Annotated in this window: 19 protein-coding genes; 6 read left to right on the forward strand and 13 right to left on the reverse strand. The window is 70.9% G+C overall.

Features of this window, described 5'->3' with window-relative positions:
• The first annotated feature begins 2 nt into the window (after positions 1 to 2).
• The gene (gene era / locus FH608_RS09705) at positions 3 to 911 is read left to right on the forward strand and encodes a GTPase Era (protein ID WP_394367666.1); all 909 of its coding nucleotides are present in this window, start codon (positions 3 to 5) and stop codon (positions 909 to 911) included.
• Positions 912 to 934: 23 nt separating this feature from the next.
• Here the strand turns inward: era and FH608_RS09710 are convergent, their stop codons facing one another.
• From FH608_RS09710 to FH608_RS09770, 13 genes are all read right to left on the reverse strand, one after another.
• Positions 935 to 1,405 carry a hypothetical protein gene (locus FH608_RS09710; protein ID WP_139630092.1) on the reverse strand — a complete coding sequence of 157 codons (471 nt, stop codon included), beginning with the start codon at positions 1,403 to 1,405 and terminating at the stop codon, positions 935 to 937.
• A 177-nt stretch (positions 1,406 to 1,582) separates the two neighbouring features.
• Complete coding sequence (locus FH608_RS09715; protein WP_139630093.1) at positions 1,583 to 2,359, reverse strand: glycerophosphodiester phosphodiesterase; 777 nt, start codon at positions 2,357 to 2,359, stop codon at positions 1,583 to 1,585.
• Positions 2,356 to 3,168 carry an inositol monophosphatase family protein gene (locus FH608_RS09720; protein WP_139630094.1) on the reverse strand — a complete coding sequence of 271 codons (813 nt, stop codon included), beginning with the start codon at positions 3,166 to 3,168 and terminating at the stop codon, positions 2,356 to 2,358. The genes FH608_RS09715 and FH608_RS09720 overlap by 4 nt, the downstream gene beginning before the upstream one ends.
• A complete protein-coding gene (locus tag FH608_RS09725; protein WP_139630095.1) occupies positions 3,165 to 4,205 on the reverse strand; it encodes an ABC transporter ATP-binding protein in 1,041 nt (346 codons plus the stop codon). The genes FH608_RS09720 and FH608_RS09725 overlap by 4 nt, the downstream gene beginning before the upstream one ends.
• The gene (locus FH608_RS09730; RefSeq protein ID WP_139630096.1) at positions 4,202 to 5,011 is read right to left on the reverse strand and encodes an ABC transporter permease; all 810 of its coding nucleotides are present in this window, start codon (positions 5,009 to 5,011) and stop codon (positions 4,202 to 4,204) included. The genes FH608_RS09725 and FH608_RS09730 overlap by 4 nt, the downstream gene beginning before the upstream one ends.
• Complete coding sequence (locus tag FH608_RS09735) at positions 5,011 to 5,934, reverse strand: ABC transporter permease (RefSeq protein WP_139630097.1); 924 nt, start codon at positions 5,932 to 5,934, stop codon at positions 5,011 to 5,013. Before FH608_RS09735 ends, FH608_RS09730 begins: the two co-directional genes overlap by 1 nt.
• Positions 5,931 to 7,052 (reverse strand): extracellular solute-binding protein, encoded by a 1,122-nt coding sequence (locus FH608_RS09740; RefSeq protein ID WP_139630098.1) that lies wholly within the window; start codon positions 7,050 to 7,052, stop codon positions 5,931 to 5,933. Before FH608_RS09740 ends, FH608_RS09735 begins: the two co-directional genes overlap by 4 nt.
• A 233-nt stretch (positions 7,053 to 7,285) precedes the next feature.
• Positions 7,286 to 8,068, reverse strand: coding sequence for an urease accessory protein UreD (locus FH608_RS09745; RefSeq protein ID WP_226899226.1), 783 nt, complete (start codon positions 8,066 to 8,068; stop codon positions 7,286 to 7,288).
• Complete coding sequence (gene ureG / locus FH608_RS09750) at positions 8,011 to 8,685, reverse strand: urease accessory protein UreG (RefSeq protein ID WP_139630099.1); 675 nt, start codon at positions 8,683 to 8,685, stop codon at positions 8,011 to 8,013. Before ureG ends, FH608_RS09745 begins: the two co-directional genes overlap by 58 nt.
• A gap of 15 nt (positions 8,686 to 8,700) precedes the next feature.
• Positions 8,701 to 9,399 (reverse strand): urease accessory protein UreF, encoded by a 699-nt coding sequence (locus FH608_RS09755; RefSeq protein WP_226899227.1) that lies wholly within the window; start codon positions 9,397 to 9,399, stop codon positions 8,701 to 8,703.
• 11 nt (positions 9,400 to 9,410) lie between these two features.
• Positions 9,411 to 11,117: an urease subunit alpha gene (locus tag FH608_RS09760; protein WP_139630101.1), complete on the reverse strand. Its 1,707-nt coding sequence runs from the start codon at positions 11,115 to 11,117 to the stop codon at positions 9,411 to 9,413.
• Positions 11,110 to 11,421: an urease subunit beta gene (locus FH608_RS09765; protein ID WP_139630102.1), complete on the reverse strand. Its 312-nt coding sequence runs from the start codon at positions 11,419 to 11,421 to the stop codon at positions 11,110 to 11,112. Before FH608_RS09765 ends, FH608_RS09760 begins: the two co-directional genes overlap by 8 nt.
• Complete coding sequence (locus tag FH608_RS09770; RefSeq protein ID WP_139630103.1) at positions 11,418 to 11,720, reverse strand: urease subunit gamma; 303 nt, start codon at positions 11,718 to 11,720, stop codon at positions 11,418 to 11,420. Before FH608_RS09770 ends, FH608_RS09765 begins: the two co-directional genes overlap by 4 nt.
• A 202-nt stretch (positions 11,721 to 11,922) precedes the next feature.
• Here FH608_RS09770 and urtA point away from each other — a divergent pair, with 202 nt between their 5' ends.
• Genes urtA through urtE form a run of 5 tightly spaced genes read left to right on the forward strand, consistent with a single transcriptional unit; the run spans position 11,923 to position 16,404 of the window.
• The gene (gene urtA, locus FH608_RS09775) at positions 11,923 to 13,131 is read left to right on the forward strand and encodes an urea ABC transporter substrate-binding protein (protein WP_139630104.1); all 1,209 of its coding nucleotides are present in this window, start codon (positions 11,923 to 11,925) and stop codon (positions 13,129 to 13,131) included.
• Positions 13,131 to 13,979: an urea ABC transporter permease subunit UrtB gene (gene urtB, locus FH608_RS09780; protein WP_139630105.1), complete on the forward strand. Its 849-nt coding sequence runs from the start codon at positions 13,131 to 13,133 to the stop codon at positions 13,977 to 13,979. Before urtA ends, urtB begins: the two co-directional genes overlap by 1 nt.
• Entirely contained in the window at positions 13,976 to 15,004 is a 1,029-nt protein-coding gene (gene urtC / locus FH608_RS09785) for an urea ABC transporter permease subunit UrtC (protein WP_139630106.1), read from the forward strand. The genes urtB and urtC overlap by 4 nt, the downstream gene beginning before the upstream one ends.
• Complete coding sequence (urtD, locus tag FH608_RS09790; protein WP_139630107.1) at positions 14,988 to 15,737, forward strand: urea ABC transporter ATP-binding protein UrtD; 750 nt, start codon at positions 14,988 to 14,990, stop codon at positions 15,735 to 15,737. Before urtC ends, urtD begins: the two co-directional genes overlap by 17 nt.
• A complete protein-coding gene (gene urtE, locus FH608_RS09795; RefSeq protein WP_139630108.1) occupies positions 15,715 to 16,404 on the forward strand; it encodes an urea ABC transporter ATP-binding subunit UrtE in 690 nt (229 codons plus the stop codon). The genes urtD and urtE overlap by 23 nt, the downstream gene beginning before the upstream one ends.
• The last annotated feature ends 5 nt before the right edge of the window (positions 16,405 to 16,409 follow it).

A 16,409-nucleotide genomic window follows, 5' to 3' on the forward strand; every position in this document is an offset into this window, starting at 1 on the left:
ATGTGACTTCGCCAGACAGCCATCGCGCCGGATTCGCCTGCTTCGTGGGGAGGCCGAACGTCGGCAAGTCCACGCTCATGAACGCCCTGGTCGGCAGCAAGGTGGCGATCACCTCGTCCAAGCCGCAGACGACCAGGCGCGCCATCAGGGGCATCGTGCACCGCCCCGACGCCCAGCTCATCATCATCGACACCCCGGGCCTGCACCGGCCACGCACCCTGCTCGGTGAGCGGCTCGACAGCCTGGTGCTGTCCACGCTCACCGAGGTGGACGTGATCGGCTTCTGCGTGCCCGCCAACGAGCCGATCGGCAAGGGCGACCGGTTCATCGCCGACAAGCTCGCGGCGGTGCGCAAGACGCCGGTGGTGGCCGTGGTCACCAAGTGCGACCTGGCGAGCAAGGAGCAGATCGCGCAGCAACTGCTGGCGGTGTCGGAGCTGGCGGAGTTCGCGGCGATCGTGCCGGTCTCGGCGCAGGCGGGCGACCAGCTCGACGTGGTGGGCGACGTGCTGATCGAGCACCTGCCCGAGTCGCCGCCGCTCTACGAGGGCGGGCAGCTCACCGACGAGCCGGAGCAGGTGCTGGTGGGGGAGCTGATCAGGGAGGCGGCGCTGGAGGGCGTACGCGACGAGCTGCCCCACTCCATCGCCGTGGTGGTGGACGAGATGATGCCCCGGGAGGGGCGCGACGACCTGCTCGACATCTACGCGCACCTGTTCGTGGAGCGACCCTCGCAGAAGGCCATCGTCATCGGGCACAAGGGGGAGCGGCTGCGCGAGGTCGGCACCAAGGCCCGCAAGCAGATCGAGGCCCTGCTGGGCACGCGGGTCTACCTCGACCTGCGGATCAGCGTGGCCAAGGACTGGCAGCGCGACCCCAAGCAGCTGCGGCGGCTGGGCTTCTACGACTGAGCCCGCCGCCACGCCGGGGCCGGTCAGGCGCGCCGGACCAGTGCCAGGACGGAGAGCACGACGACCGCCAGGGAGCAGGCGAGCGCGGCGAACCAGCCGAACCGCACCGCGGGCCCGATCGACAGCACCTCTCCCAGATCGACGGAGAGCCGGTCCCGCAGGCCGCTCCCGTCCGTCATGAACAGCACCAGCACCACCACCGCCACGCCTCCGGGCAGCGCGGCCAGAGCGGTGATCCCGGGCCGCGAGAGCAGCCCCGCGACCCCGCACCCCAGCGCGGCCAGCCCGGCCACGAGCGCCCAGACGCCGTACGGGTCGTCGATGCCGCGGACGTCGCTGGCCAGCCCGCCGCCGATGAGCCCGCTCCGCACCTCGAGCCCGGCCCAGGGAAGGACGGCGCAGAACACGAGCAGCGCTCCGGCGACCGCCACGGCCAGGGCGTAGCCGCGCCGGGTGACGGGCCTGGGTGGCGCGGGCTGCGGGTAATCGGCCACACGATCACTGTAAGCCGGGGAGGGGCCGCCGGCCACCGTCCGCGACGGTGCGGACCGCGTGGCGGATTTCCGGGTGCCGGATTTCCGGGTGGCGGATTTCCGGCGGCCGAGCGGATCGGGATGGTGTCCGGACTGCCGGGCCACCGGGTCAACGGGACGCCGGCGCCGTCCCGCGGTTCAGGGGAGGTTGCGGCGGCGGGCGACGGCCTCGGCCGGGAGGTTGGAGATGAGGACGTCGACGCGGGGGTCGGCGAGGAAGAGGTCCATGAGGGCGGGCTCGTCCACGGTCCACACCATCACGCCGATCCCGTGCCGGGCACAGGCCCGCAGGGCGTTCATGCGGGCGATGTCGTGCCTGACCGCCACCCAGTCGGCGCCGCAGGCGCGGATGCGGGCGATGGGGAAGAGCTCGTTCAGGGCGGGCACCCGGTTGCGGCCGAGTGACAGGCCGACGACGACCTCGGGGTGGGCGGCCTTGATGGCCGGGATGGCGGCGTCCTCGATGCCGGTGGCGACGAAGTCGTCAGGACCGAAGGCGGCCAGGGCCATGTCCACGATCTCGGCCTCGTAGCCGGGCTCCTTGACGTCGAGGTGGCCCTTGAGCTTGCCGCCGAGGAACGTCATCAGCTCGTCGATGCGTGGCACCTCGAAGCCGAGGAACTCGCAGACCTCGGCGTAGGTGAGATCGGCGATGGCCGGGCCGCGAGCCCGGCGCGCCGTGGCGGGCCCATCGGAAGGGTGCGCGGTGGCGGAGTCACCGGAGGGGCGCGCCGTGGCGGGGCCGACGGAGAGGTGGGCGTCGTGGTGGGCGATGTACACGCCGTCCTGGGTCCGCCTGATGTCGAACTCGGCGTACTCGGCGCCGCTGGTGACGGCGGCCTCGTAGGTGGCCCAGGTGGAATGTCCCCCGCCCGCGCCGGGGCCGCCGCGGTGGGCGGAGATGGCGACGCTCATGCCCCCTGCCAGGCCTTCCAGACCGTGCGCGCCACGCCGGGAGCGCCCGCCACCAGCCCGTCGGCGGGCAGGTCGCCCTCCAGCCAGGGCTCGCCGGTACGGCCGAGCACCACGGCCCCCGACTCCCTGGCGATCAGGGCTCCGGCCAGCACGTCCCAGGTGTTGTAGGCGTCGGTGACCGTGGCGACGCACCGGCCCGCCGCGACGCTGGCCAGGGAGAGCGCGGTGGAGCCCATGATGCGGGTGCCGCAGTGCTGCTCGGCGAGCGTCTCCATCATCGCGGTCAGGCCGGGCCAGACCTGGCCGCCGCGCAGCTCCGTGCAGACCAGCCCGCCGCTCGGCGACTCGGCCGCCGAGCAGGTCGTCGCCTGGCCGTCCGGGTCGGCGCCGCCGTCCCGGACCCCGGTGAAGATCTGGGCGCCGCCGTCGCGGGTGGCGCTGAAGATCTCGCCGCGCCACGGGTCGGCGACCACGCCCGCCGCGGCCCCCCGCTCGTCGGCGGCGGCCAGGCTGAAGGAGGACCAGCCCAGGCCGTGCACGAAGTTGGTGGTGCCGTCGACGGGGTCGACGTACCAGGTGACGGCGCCGGAGCCGGTGTCGCCGTACTCCTCCCCGACGACCCGGTGGTGGGGGAAGGTTTCGGCCACGCGGCGCCGTACCTCCTGCTCGATCTCCAGGTCGGCGGCCGTCACCCAGTCGGCCTGGTGGTTCTTGATCTTCGCTTCGGCGTAGCCGGCGCGCATGCGCGAGCACGCCCAGCCCGCCAGCTCGACGGCCAGTGATTCCCAAGCTCGTATGTCGTCGTTCATGCCTGGTGGAGCAGACCTTCCCGGTAGAGGAGCGCGCGTGAGATCTCGATGTGGGCGGTGGCGCCCTCGGGCAGGTCGTCGCCCGAGCCGGGCCCGACGAAGGCGCGCAGCCGCTGCTCGCCGAGCATGAGGACCAGCTCGGTGTAGTGGCCGCGCGGGATGACGCGGGCCACCTGTGCGGGCGCGCCCTCGGAGGGCGAGACCCGTACGTCCTCCGGCCGGACGCCGACGTCCCACTCGCCCTCGACCCCGAGTGCCGCGCCGCGCACGGGGATCTTCACGTCTCCCGTGGCCACGTGGTCGTCGTGGACGGTGGCGCGCAGGAGGTTCATGGTGCCGACGAAGTCGGCGACGAACCTGGTCCTGGGCGCGCGGTAGATGGTGGACGGCGGGTCGTACTGGTCGATCCTGCCGCCGGTCATGACGGCGACCTTGTCGGAGATGGACAGCGCCTCGTCCTGGTCGTGGGTGACCAGGACGGTGGTGATGCCGACCCGCTGCTGGATCTCCCTGATGTCGTCGCGGACGCGCTCGCGCAGCTTGGCGTCCAGGTTGGACAGCGGCTCGTCCAGCAGCAGCACCTTGGGTTCGAGGACGAGCGCGCGGGCCAGGGCGACGCGCTGCTGCTCGCCGCCGGAGATCTGGCCGGGGTGGCTGTCGATGTGGTGCAGCAGGTTGACGGTCCGCAGCACGTCCTCGACCCGGGAGCGGATCTCGTCGCGGGGCATCCGCCGCAGCTTCAGCCCGAACGCGATGTTCTTGAACACGGTCATGTGCGGCCAGAGCGCGTAGTTCTGGAAGACCATGGCCGTCGGCCGCCGTTCGGGGGCGATGGCGGTCACGTCCTGGCCGTCGATCAGCACCTGGCCGGCGTCGGGCCGGAGGAACCCGCCGATCATGCGAAGGGTGGTGGTCTTGCCGCAGCCGGACGGGCCGAGCAGCGAGGCCAGCTGCCCCGTCTCGACCTCCAGGTCCAGGCTGTCGACGATGGTACGGCCTCCGAGCACCTTGCTGACGGCCTCGATGCGCAGACTCATCTCAGTTGGAATCCTTCCGCCAGTCTGCCGCCCATGACGTGTTTGCGGACCAGCAGCATGAGCACGACCGACGGGACCGACAGCATGATCGAGAACACCGCGGCGGCCTGTTCGGGATAGTTGAGTACCAGGGTGTACATCTCGGTCGGCATCGTGATGTACGTCGGGGTGCCGACCAGGAAGGTGCCCTGCGCCTCGTCGAACGAGGCCAGGAACGCCATGATCATGGCCACCAGGATGCCGGGGGCCGCGATGGGGAACGTGACGGAGAAGAACGTGCGGATCGGCCCCGCTCCCGCGTCCCTCGCCGCCTCCTCCAGGCTGCGCGGCACGGCGGCGAACGCGGCCGCCGGGATCCAGGTCATGACGACGAGCGTGCCCAGCACGTGCACCACGACCACACCGACGAACGTGCCCATGATCTTCAGGCTGTAGAAGAGCCCGGCGATCGTGATGAACAGCCCCATCTTCGGGAACGCGTTGGTGGCGAACAGCGACAGCAGCATCACCCGCCGCCCGGGGAAGTCGTGCCTGGCGAAGGCGTACGCCGCGGGCAGGCAGATGACGGACGAGACGAGCACGGTCACCGGCGCGAACACGAAGCTCAGCCGGATCGCCCCGCCCAGCTGGGCGTCCTCCAGCACGGTCTCCCACCAGTGCAGCGTCCACTCGCGGGGCAGCAGCCGGGGATACTCCCAGGTCTGCGCGAACGCCCGCAGCGACAGCCAGGCCAGCGGCCCGATCACGAACAGCAGCATCGCGAGCACGAACAGGGCCACCCCTGCCCGCCGCGCCCAGGCGCCCATCACAGCCTCCCCGATCCGCGCGCGGACTTGGCGTTGGCCCGCACGTAGAAGTAGCCGATCCCGGCGGCCAGCACGAACACGACGACGGCCATGACCACCGCCTGCTGGGCCTGGTTGAACGACTGGTAGTACTGGGCCATGCTCACGCCGAGCATGTTGGGCGCGTTGGGCCCGATGAGGTACGGCACGGTGAAGCTGCCCAGCACCCCGATGCCGGTGAACGTCGCCACGATGATGGTCGGCAGCGCCGCCATGGGGATCATGACGGCGCGTACGGCCCTGCTCATGGACGCGCCCGCGTCGCGGGCGGCGTCGATGAGCGTGTCAGGGACGGACGACAGGCCGGAGGAGATGAGCAGCACGCCGAACGGCAGGTGCGTCCAGACCTGCCCCACCGTCACGCCGGTCATCTTGTACGCCAGCGCCGGCGAGTCCTCCCAGCCGAGCAGGTGGAACAGCGTCCTCGTGAAGCCGTCGGTGGAGTAGAAGGTCAGGATCGCGTACGAGGCGATGACGACGGGGATGAACATCGGCACCACGGCCAGCGCGGTCACCAGCTTGGCCAGCACGCCGCGGGAGAAGCGGGCGTACAGCGCGATGGCCCAGCTCAGCACCATCACGAGTACCACGGTCACGATGGTGACGATGACGGTCACCAGCAGGTCCGTGCGGAACGAGGAGTCGCCCAGCACCTCGCGGTAGGCGTCGAAGGTGGGGGCGGCGCCGTCCACGAGGTGCTGCTTCTGGGCGAGCGCCGCCACCACGGAGTTGATGCCGCCCGAGTAGCCGAAGGTGTAGGCGATCGCCGCGATCACCGGCAGCCCGATGAAGAAGGCGATCACCAGCACCGGCGGCAGGGCGAGCAGGAAGCCGCGCAGGCGGGTGCGGTTGCGCGTGCGTACCCGTTGAGCCACCGCCGTCATGGGACGTTCTTCTGCCAGGCCTCTTTGGCATCGGAGTCGGTCTGCGTCTCGAAGCCCTGGCGGAACTCGGTGGTGTCCAGGCCGGTGAACTTGTCCTGCAGCTCGGCCGGCAGCTCGGAGGGACTGATCACCGGATAGCCGGCCATCTTACGGACGATCTCGGCCTGCGGCTCCTTCTCCAGCACGTAGTTGAACCACTTGTACGCGGCGTCCTTGTGCGTGCTGTTGGCCGCCAGGCCGATGTAGGTGAGGCTGCCGGTGAACGGCGGGTCGGCGATCTGGGTCAGCTTGATGTTGTCCTTGATCAGCCCGCTGTCCTTGGCGGCCAGGATCTGGTCCGACCAGACGGGCGCCATGGCGATCTCCCCCTTGCTCAGCAGGTTGATCACCTCCTGGTTCCCGTTCGGGTAGACGCGCTGGTAGACCATGGGGGTCAGGCTCTTGAGCACGTCGAGCCCGGCCTTCCACTGGGTCTCCACGTTCTTGTCGTAGGCCTGGGAGGCCTTCTCGGCGGAGGCCGGGTCCATGTGCATGGTCAGCACGGTGTTCATGAACGCGTCGCCGGAGCCGCCGGTGTTGGGGGAGTTGTAGGTGAACTTGCCCGGGTTGGCCTTGATCCAGTCGATCAGCTCGGCCATCGTCTTGGGCGGAGCGGTGACCTTGGTGCTGTCGTAGGCCAGGACGACGGACGAGCCGCGGTACGGCATGGCCCGCGAGTCCACCGGGTCGAGCATCTTCTGGTCGATCTTTGACAGGTTGGGGATCTTCTGCGCGGTCAGCACGTCCACGAACTGGCCCCTGGCGGCGTTCTTGACGGCGCCGGCGTCCATGATGTCGAAGGGCGGCTCGGAGTCGGTCTTCACCGAGGCGCCGAGCCTGTTGAGCATCGAGGTGTCGTTCTGGCCGTGCTCGGAGAAGACGAGGTTGACCTTGACACCCGCATTGGCCTTCTCGAAGCCGGGGATGAGCGTCTTCTGGTAGAGGTCTCTGACGTTCACGTCGCCTGAGACGTACAGCGTGAAGGAGTTGTCACCGCCGGAGGCAGTGCCGCCGTTGCCGCCGCAGGCCGTCAGAAGAGCTAAGGCGAGGGCGGTCAGCGGAATGGTGCGTTTGAACATCGGCGCTCCCGGTGCGACATGACGATGGCGCGAACGTAGTAGTCACAGGTAGCTGGATCGTGGACGGCCCGTGAAGAGCCGTCGAAGGACACTTGGACCGAATGTACAGACTTATTGACATCTACACCACGGGTGAAGGGTCACCTTCTGGAGTTGTTACGGATCTTGCCTGTGCGGGCGCATGACGAAGGCGCCCGTGGTGAGGGGGCACGGGCGCGGCGGGGAAAGGGGAGCTAGGCGGGCCGGACCGCGCGCTCGCCCCATTCGAGGCGGGAGCGGAGCTCGACCGCGTCGGCGGCCAGGGCGGACACGAGCGTGCCGGGACCGGCCAGGGGCAGCACGGCGACGCCCTCGGCCACGACCGGCTCCTTGACGGGCGTCGTGAGGAAGGTGGTGCCGACGCAGCGGGCCGCGCCGTAGACGGCGGGGGAGGAGTCCAGCGCCGGGTCGCCGACGGTGAACTCCTGCCGGAGCAGCGGGCGGCCGTCGCGCGTCGCGTCGAAGCGGGCGTGGCAGCGCCCCGCGCGCTCGCCGTGCCGGCCGAGGACGATCTCCTCGCGCCACAGCACCTCGGCGTCGGCCGCCAGCGCGAGGCGTACCAGGAGGCGGTGCTCGCAGCCGGCGGCGAGCACGGTGGGCTCCGGCGCGAACCGGAGCCTGGCCCCCGCTCCCACCCGCGCGGTGACCAGGAACTCGGACGTGCCGTGGCCGGGCAGGACCAGTCCGGCGGCGACCGAGCCCAGCTCCAGGGTGGTGTGCGGGGCGACGTCGATGTCGAGGGACAGGCGGTCGCCGCCGAGCGGGCCCGCCGCCGTGGAGACGAGGTGCACGGTGGACGGGCCGGTCTGGCGCAGCGTCAGCGGTGGCGCCGAGGCCAGGCGGTGGACGAGGGTCCCGCCGCCTGGGGCCGGGGCCGTGGCGACGGCGGCGCCGGCCCGCATCGCGCGGCGGCCGGGCATCAGGACGCGTGCGCCGCGTGGGCGTGCGACCAGGCCGCCACCTGCTCCGACACCCACGCGGCGACGGTGGCGGCGGTGGGGTCCTGCCTGATCGAGGTGAACAGCACCGGCCTGGCACCGCGTACGGCCGCCGCGTCGCGGTCCATCACGCCGAGGTCGGCGCCCACCATCGGGGCCAGGTCGGTCTTGTTGACGACCAGCAGGTCCGCCGTCGTGACGCCGGGACCGCCCTTGCGCGGCACCTTGTCGCCGCCGGACACGTCCAGGACGAAGATCTGTCGGTCGGCCAGCCCCCGGCTGAACGTGGCCGTCAGGTTGTCGCCGCCGCTCTCCACGATGACCAGGTCGAGCGGGCCGAACCGGTCCTCCAGGGTCTCCACGGCGTCCAGGTTCGCGGCGATGTCGTCGCGGATGGCGGTGTGGGGGCAGCAGCCGGTCTCGACGGCGAGGATGCGCTCCTCGTCGAGCACGCCGGCCCGGCGCAGGAACTCGGCGTCCTCGGTGGTGTAGATGTCGTTCGTCACCACGCCGAGCGAGAGGGACGGGCCGAGCGTCCTGCACAGCGCGGCCACCAGGGCGGTCTTGCCGCTGCCCACCGGGCCGCCCACCCCCAGCCGCAGCGCCCGGCCGTGGCCGTCGGGGGCGTGATGGTGGTCCTCGTGATTGGCGCCCATGTCGGATTCCTTCCGTCAGGAGATGAACAGCCGGACGTCCGCCCGCGCGTGTTGCTCGGCGAGCAGGTCGAGCGCGGGGGACGAGTGCGCGGGCAGCGACTCCCAGTCGCCGCCGCTCCGCGCCGCCCCGGCCACGGCGGCGAGGTCGGGGGCGAGGCCGGCCAGCAGCCCGTGCACGGCCACCGGGTCGAGCCCGAGCAGCCGCACGGCCGCCGTGGCGGCGCCGCCGACCGCGTGGTACGCCGCCGCCATGGCCGCCTCCTCCGGCGTGGCGCCCGCCGCGTGCGCCGCCGCGCCGAGGGCGATCGGGTGGTGCGGATTCGGTACGGCCCGCGCCAGGCCCTCCAGGACCGGCGACGGCCACACGCGGCGGGCGACCCTCAGGAGCAGCCTGCCCTGGGTCCTGGACGCCTCCCGCTGGGCCGGGGCGGCGGTCCTGGCATCGACTTCGGCGTCGAGCAGCCCCCACGCCGGCTCGGGCGGAGGCGGGCCGGCGGCGCAGGCGCAGGCGGCGGCGGTGAGGGCGGCGGCGACCGTGCCGGCCGTGTGCAGCCGCCCCCGCAGGAAGCCGGCCAGCGACGGCACGTCGTGCACCGCCCCAGACGTGACGGCCTGTTCGACGCCGCCCGAGTGGGCGTGGCCCCCGGCCGGGAGGCGGGAGTCGGCGAGCAGGAGCAGGGCAGGGTTCACGGCAGGGTTCACGGCAGGGTTCACGGCGGGGTCCATCAGAACAGGAAGTACCGCTGGGCCATCGGCAGGCGGGTGGCCGGGGCCGGTTCGATGAGGTCGCCGTCGACGCGTACCTCGAACGTGTCGGGCGCCACCTCGATCCTCGGCATGGCGTCGTTGAGCGGCATCGACGACTTGCCGCGCCGCCGTACGTCCGCGACCGGCGCCAGGCGCCGCCGTACGGACAGCCGGTCCGCGAGCCCGGACTCCACGGCGAGCGGCGAGACGAAGTGCAGCGAGGTGGCGGCGGCGGTCACCGGCGAGGCGCCGAACATCGGGCGGGGCAGCACCGGCTGGGGCGTCGGGATGGAGGCGTTGGCGTCGCCCATCTGGGCCCAGGCCACCACGCCGCCCTTGAGCACCAGGTCCGGCTTGACCCCGAAGAACGCCGGGTCCCACAGGACGAGGTCGGCGAGCTTGCCGCGCTCGACGGAGCCGATCTCGCCGTCCAGCCCGTGGGCGATGGCCGGGCATATCGTATATTTCGCGATATATCGGCGGGCTCGCAGGTTGTCGGCCGGTCCGCCCAGCGACCCCCGGCGCGCCTTCATGACGTGCGCCGTCTGCCACGTCCGGATGATCGTCTCCCCGATCCGCCCCATCGCCTGCGAGTCGGAGCCGATCATCGAGATCGCCCCCAGGTCGTGCAGAACGTCCTCGGCCGCCATCGTGGACGGCCTGATGCGCGACTCGGCGAACGCCAGGTCCTCCGGGATCGACGGGTTGAGGTGGTGGCAGACCATCAGCATGTCGAGGTGCTCGTCCAGCGTGTTGACGGTGTGCGGCCGGGTGGGGTTGGTGGAGGAGGGCAGGATGTTCGGGTACGCCGCGACGCGGATGATGTCGGGCGCGTGCCCGCCTCCCGCCCCTTCGGTGTGGTACGCGTGGATCATCCGGTCGCCGATGGCCCCCAGCGTCGACTCCACGAACCCGGCCTCGTTCAGCGTGTCCGTGTGGATCGTCACCTGCACCCCGTGGGTGTCGGCCGCGCGCAGGCAGGCGTCGATGGCGGCCGGCGTCGTGCCCCAGTCCTCGTGCAGCTTGAAGCCCGAGGCCCCGGCGGCCAGCTGCTCCGCGAGCCCGTCGGCGGAGACCGTGTTGCCCTTGCCGAGCAGCGCGAAGTTGAGCGGGTAGGCGTCCAGCGACTCCAGCATCCTGGCGAGGTACCAGGTGCCGGTGACGGTGGTCGCCTTCGTGCCCTCGACCGGCCCCGTGCCGCCCCCGACGATCGTGGTGACCCCGGACCCGATCGCCTCGTCGAGCAGCTGCGGGCAGATGAGGTGCACGTGGGAGTCGACGGCCCCGGCGGTGAGGATCTTGCCGTTGCCCGCCAGCACCTCCGTGGACGGCCCGATGACCAGGTCGACGCCGTCCATCGTGTCGGGGTTGCCGGCCTTGCCGATGGCGTGGATCCGGCCGTCTCGGATGCCGACGTCGGCCTTGACCACGCCCCAGTGGTCGAGGATCACCGCGCCGGTGATGACCAGGTCGGCCGCGCCCTCGGCCCGCGTGGTGCGGGCCTGCCCCATGGACTCGCGGATGACCTTGCCGCCGCCGAACACGGCCTCGTCGCCCGGCCCGGAGGGCCCGATCGACAGGTCCTCGGTGACCTCGATGAACAGGTCGGTGTCGGCCAGCCGGATCCGGTCGCCGGCCGTGGGCCCGTACAGTGCCGCGTAACGCGCGCGGGAGATCTCAGCCATCGAGCGGCCCCGCCCACTCGGGCCGCAGCCCCGGCACGACCCGGTGACCGGCCAGCGGCACCAGCGTCACGTCGCGCTCGACGCCCGGCTCGAACCTGATCGCCGTCCCGGCCGGCACGTCGAGCCGCCTGCCCCAGGCCGCCTCCCTGTCGAACTCCAGCCCGGGGTTGGCGGCCGCGAAGTGGTAGTGGGAGCCGACCTGCACCGGCCGGTCGGCCGTGTTGACCACGCGCACGGTCACCCGCTCGCGCCCGGGGTTGAGCTCCAGCGCGCCCTCGGGATGCGCGTACTCGCCCGGGATCACGGAATCGGCCTGTGCACGGTGACCAGCTTCGTGCCGTCGGGGAACGTCGCCTCGATCTGCACGCTCTCCAGCATCTCCGGTACGCCCTCCATGACGTCGGCCCGGCCGAGCACCGAGCGCCCGGCCTCCATCAGTTCGGCCACGGTGCGCCCGTCCCTGGCCCCCTCCATGAGGAACGACGCGATGATCGCGGTGGCCTCCGGGTGGTTCAGGCGCAGGCCCCTGGCCCGCCGCTCGCGCGCCACCCCGGCGGCGACGTGGATGAGCAGCCGCTCCTGCTCGTGTGAGGTAAGCCGCATGGCCGGACCTTAGGAACGGGCCGTTTCATTCATGTTGCCGAGGGATGTCGTGTCGGTTTCGCGCAGCACATCGATTGCTACATGTCGGATCAAAGCCTTCTGTGAATTCTTCGCAATCGCCAATTAACAAACGGGATCTCCCCGAGAAATATGGCTGCGGTCACCTTTCTGGCAGTAGCGGCCGTGCAGGAAGGAACTGGCTGTGCGCATCTCCCGTCCGATTCTCTCCGCGGCCCTGGTGTTAGCGCTCGCGGCCTGCGGTTCCGGCGCGAAACCCGCCGCCGAGTCCAACGAGATCAAGGTGGGTCTCCTCCACTCGCTCAGCGGCACGATGGCCATCAGCGAGGTCACCGTCCGCGACGCCGAGCTGCTGGCGATCGACGAGATCAACAAGGCCGGCGGCGTGCTGGGCAAGAAGCTCGTCCCCGTGGTGGAGGACGGCGCCTCCGACTGGCCCACGTTCGCCGAGAAGGCGACCAAGCTCATCCGGCAGGACAAGGTCGCCACCGTCTTCGGCGGCTGGACCTCCGCCAGCAGGAAGGCCATGCTGCCGGTCTTCGAGCGTTACAAGGCGCTGCTGTGGTATCCGGTGCAGTACGAGGGGCTGGAGAGCTCGCCGTACATCTTCTACACCGGCGCCACCACCAACCAGCAGATCATCCCGGGCCTCGACTACCTGAAGGAGGAGGGCAAGAAGAAGCTCTTCCTGGTGGGCAGCGACTACGTCTTCCCGCGCACCGCGAACAAAATCATCAAGGCGTACGCGGCGGCGAACGGAATGGAGATCCTCGGCGAGGAGTACACCCCGCTCGGCCACACCGAATACTCCACGCTGGTCAACAAGGTCATGCAGGCCAAACCGGACGCGGTGTTCAACACGCTCAACGGCGACAGCAACGTGGCCTTCTTCAAGCAGCTCAAGAGCGCGGGCGCGTCGGCCGAGACGATGCCGGTCCTGTCGGTGAGCATCGCCGAGGAGGAGGTCACCGGCATCGGCGTGGATAACATCGCGGGCCAGCCGGTCGCCTGGAACTACTACCAGACCACCGACACGCCCGCCAACGAGGCGTTCGTCACGGCGTACAAGGCGAAGTACGGGCAGGACAAGGTGACCTCCGACCCCATGGAGGCCGGCTACAACGCGGTCTACCTGTGGGCCGAGGCCGTCAAGAAGGCCGGCACGACGGAGGTCGAGGCGGTCAAGAAGGCCGCGCCGGGCATCTCGCTCGACCGGCCCGAGGGCAAGGTCACGATCGACGGCGAGAACCAGCACCTCTACAAGACGGCCCGCATCGGCGTCATCCAGCCCGACGGCCTGATCAAGGAGGTGTGGAACTCCGGCGAGCCGATCAAGCCGGACCCGTATCTCAAGGGGTACGCCTGGGCGAGCGGGCTCGGGACGGGCCAGTGATGTCGGCCTTCGTCAACCAGCTGCCCATCGGGCTGTCGATCGGCGCGGTGCTGCTGCTCATCGCGCTCGGGCTGACGTTCACGTTCGGGCAGATGGGCGTGATCAACATGGCGCACGGCGAGTTCATCATGGCCGGGGCGTACACCGCGTTCCTGCTGCAGAACTTCGTGCTCGCGCTGCCCGCCGCGTTCCTGGTGGCCGGCGTCATGGGGCTGATCCTCGAACGCGCCGCCATCAGGCACTTCTACGGCCGGCCGCTCGACACGCTGCTGCTCACCTGGGGCGTGAGCCTGGTGCTGCAGCAGCTGGCCCGCGACCTGTTCGGCGCCCCGAACGTGCAGGTGCCCGCCCCCTCCTGGCTGTCGGGCGGGGTGGGCATCCTGCCCTACAACCGGCTGTTCATCATGGCGCTGGCGATCGCGGGCGTCGTGGCGGTCTGGCTCTACCTCAACCGCACCGGGCTCGGCCGCAGGACCCAGGCCGTGGTGCAGAACCGGCGGCTGGCCGCCACCAGCGGCATCGACACCGGCCGGGTGGACATGCTGACGTTCTTCATCGGGTCGGGGCTGGCCGGCGTGGCCGGGGTCGCGCTGACGCTTATCGGCCCCGTCGGGCCGACGCTCGGGACGTACTACATCGTGGACGCCTTCCTCGTCGTCGTGGCGGGCGGGCTCGGGCAGCTGCGCGGGGCCGTGCTGGCGGCGATCGGGCTGGGCCTGCTGAACTCCTACGCCGAGTTCTGGTCGGACGCCTCGCTGGCCAAGGTGATCGTCTTCGCCGTGCTGATCGCGTTCCTCCAGATACGCCCGCAGGGCCTGTTCGCGCTCCGATCGAGGGTGCTCACATGATCCGGATGCTCAGGAGGAACCTGCCGTTCGCGACCGTCGCGGTGATCGCGCTGGTGGCGGCGCCGCTGCTGCTGGAGCCGTTCCGGCTGGGGCTGCTCGCGAAATACCTCTGCTACGCGATCGTCGCTCTCGGGATCGGGCTGGTCTGGGGCAAGGGCGGCATGCTGACCCTCGGCCAGGGCGTGTTCTTCGGGCTCGGCGGCTACTCCATGGCGATGTACCTCAAGCTCACCGAGGCCGGCGGCGGGCTGCCCGACTTCATGGTGTGGAGCGGCGTCGAGCACCTGCCCGCCCTGTGGGTGCCGTTCGCGAATCCGGTCTTCGCCCTGGTCATGGCCGTGCTGGGGCCCATGCTGATCGCGGTGATCCTGGGCACGCTGGTGTTCAGGCAGCGCGTACGAGGTGCGTACTTCGCCATTCTCACCCAGGCCCTGGCCGCCGCCATGGTGATCCTGCTCGTGGGGCAGCAGGGCCTGACCGGCGGCACCAACGGCATGACCAACTTCTTCGAGCTGTTCGGCCAGGACCTCGCCGAGGACTCCACGCAGCGGCTGCTCTACCTGGCGGTCGCGGTCGTGCTCGGCGCCCTCTACCTCGCCACCCGCCAGCTGGTGAACAGCCGCTACGGCCGGCTGCTCGTCGCGGTCAGGGACGGCGAGGACCGCGTGCGCTTCCTCGGCTACGACCCCGCCCTGGTCAAGACCGTCACCTTCGCGCTCTCGGCGGGCATGGCCGGGCTGGCGGGCGCGCTGTTCGTGCCGGTCGTCGGCATCATCTCGCCCGCGCTGCTCGGCGTCGTGCCCTCGCTGGAGCTGGTCGTCGCGGTGGCCGTCGGCGGGCGGCACGTGCTGGCCGGGGCCGTGCTCGGCGCGGTCGTCATGGGCTACGCCAAGACGGCGTTCAGCGAGCAGTTCGCCGACGGCTGGCTCTACCTGCAGGGGGCCCTGTTCATCCTCGTGATGACGCTGGCCCCGAAAGGCGTCATCGGCGTGATGGGGAGGCTCCGACGTGCTCGAACTACGTGACGTCCAGGTCGTGTTCGACGGGTTCAGGGCGCTCGACGGCGTGGACCTGACCGTGCCCGAGGGCGAGCTGCGGTTCCTGATCGGCCCCAACGGAGCGGGCAAGACCACGCTCATCGACGTGATCACCGGGCTGACCAGGCCGGCGGCCGGCAGCGTGCGGTTCGGGGAGCACGACCTGGTCGGCAGGAAGGAGCACCAGATCGTCCGGCTGGGCGTCGGGCGCACGTTCCAGACATCGGTCGTGTTCGAGGAGCTCACCGTGCTCGAGAACATCGACCTCGCCGCCAGCTTCCGCAGGCCCCTGTGGTCGCTGGCCCGGCGGCGCAGGGGCGTGTCGGAGGCCGTCGAGGAGGCGCTGGCCAGGACCGGGCTCGAAGAGCTCGCCGAGCGTTCAGCCGGCGTTCTCTCGCACGGCCAGCGCCAGTGGCTCGAGATCGGCATGCTGCTGGCGCAGCGGCCGAAGCTGCTGCTCCTGGACGAGCCCGTGGCGGGCATGTCCGGCGACGAACGGCAGCGTACGGGCGAGCTGCTCACCCGGATCGCCGACGACCACACGGTCATCGTGGTGGAGCACGACATGGAGTTCCTGCGGCGGCACGCCTCCACCGTGACCGTGCTGCACGAGGGCCGGGTGCTGGTGGAGGGGTCGGTGGAGCAGGTCAGCGCGGACCCGCGCGTCCAGGAGGTCTATCTGGGGAGGAAGGCGAGCGATGCTGTCGGTAACCGGCCTTGAGTCGGGGTACGGGACGGCGCGCGTCCTGTTCGGGGTCTCGCTGGAGGTCGGGCCAGGGCGGCTGGTCTGCGTCATGGGGCGCAACGGCGTCGGCAAGACCACCCTGCTCAACACCGTCATGGGCGTGCTCCCGGCGACGGCCGGCACGGTCACGTTCGAGGGCCGCGACGTGACCAGGCTGAAGCCGCACGAGCGCGTGCGCCTCGGCATGGGGTACGTGCCGCAGGGCCACCAGTGCTTCCCCCAGCTGTCCGTCCTCGGCAACCTCCTGGTCACCCAGGAGGCCGCCAAGGAGCCCAGGAGCGCCCTCGACGAGGCCCTCGACGTCTTCCCCGCGCTCAAGCCGCTGCTCAAGCGGAGCGCCGGGCACCTGTCGGGCGGCCAGCAGCAGCAGCTCGCCATGGCCCGCGCCCTGGTGACCAGGCCGAAGATGCTCATCCTCGACGAGCCGACCGAGGGCATCCAGCCGTCGATCGTCGAGGAGATCGAGGCGGCCATCGAGCGGCTGCACGCCTCGGGGCTGGCCGTGCTGCTCGTGGAGCAGTATCTCGACGTCGCGCTGCGGCTGGCCGACACGTTCGTCATCCTCGACGGCGGCCACGTCGTGCGCACCGGCGCGGCCGGCGACCTGCACCAGGAGGACGTCCGCCGCCTGCTCGCCGTCTAGGCGGG

Source organism: Nonomuraea phyllanthi, assembly GCF_006334985.2.
GTDB classification, from domain to species: Bacteria; Actinomycetota; Actinomycetes; order Streptosporangiales; family Streptosporangiaceae; genus Nonomuraea; species Nonomuraea phyllanthi.

What these genes read in the sequence shown, in the direction of transcription:
- urtE (WP_139630108.1), top strand. Translation starts at nt 15,715, where the DNA reads ATGCTGTCGGTAACCGGCCTTGAGTCGGGGTACGGGACGGCGCGCGTC.
- urtB (WP_139630105.1), top strand. Translation starts at nt 13,131, where the DNA reads ATGTCGGCCTTCGTCAACCAGCTGCCCATCGGGCTGTCGATCGGCGCG.
- FH608_RS09725 (WP_139630095.1), bottom strand. Translation starts at nt 4,205, where the DNA reads ATGAGTCTGCGCATCGAGGCCGTCAGCAAGGTGCTCGGAGGCCGTACC.
- urtC (WP_139630106.1), top strand. Translation starts at nt 13,976, where the DNA reads ATGATCCGGATGCTCAGGAGGAACCTGCCGTTCGCGACCGTCGCGGTG.
- FH608_RS09730 (WP_139630096.1), bottom strand. Translation starts at nt 5,011, where the DNA reads ATGGGCGCCTGGGCGCGGCGGGCAGGGGTGGCCCTGTTCGTGCTCGCG.
- FH608_RS09720 (WP_139630094.1), bottom strand. Translation starts at nt 3,168, where the DNA reads ATGAACGACGACATACGAGCTTGGGAATCACTGGCCGTCGAGCTGGCG.
- FH608_RS09735 (WP_139630097.1), bottom strand. Translation starts at nt 5,934, where the DNA reads ATGACGGCGGTGGCTCAACGGGTACGCACGCGCAACCGCACCCGCCTG.
- FH608_RS09715 (WP_139630093.1), bottom strand. Translation starts at nt 2,359, where the DNA reads ATGAGCGTCGCCATCTCCGCCCACCGCGGCGGCCCCGGCGCGGGCGGG.
- FH608_RS09770 (WP_139630103.1), bottom strand. Translation starts at nt 11,720, where the DNA reads ATGCGGCTTACCTCACACGAGCAGGAGCGGCTGCTCATCCACGTCGCC.
- FH608_RS09760 (WP_139630101.1), bottom strand. Translation starts at nt 11,117, where the DNA reads ATGGCTGAGATCTCCCGCGCGCGTTACGCGGCACTGTACGGGCCCACG.
- FH608_RS09740 (WP_139630098.1), bottom strand. Translation starts at nt 7,052, where the DNA reads ATGTTCAAACGCACCATTCCGCTGACCGCCCTCGCCTTAGCTCTTCTG.
- ureG (WP_139630099.1), bottom strand. Translation starts at nt 8,685, where the DNA reads ATGGGCGCCAATCACGAGGACCACCATCACGCCCCCGACGGCCACGGC.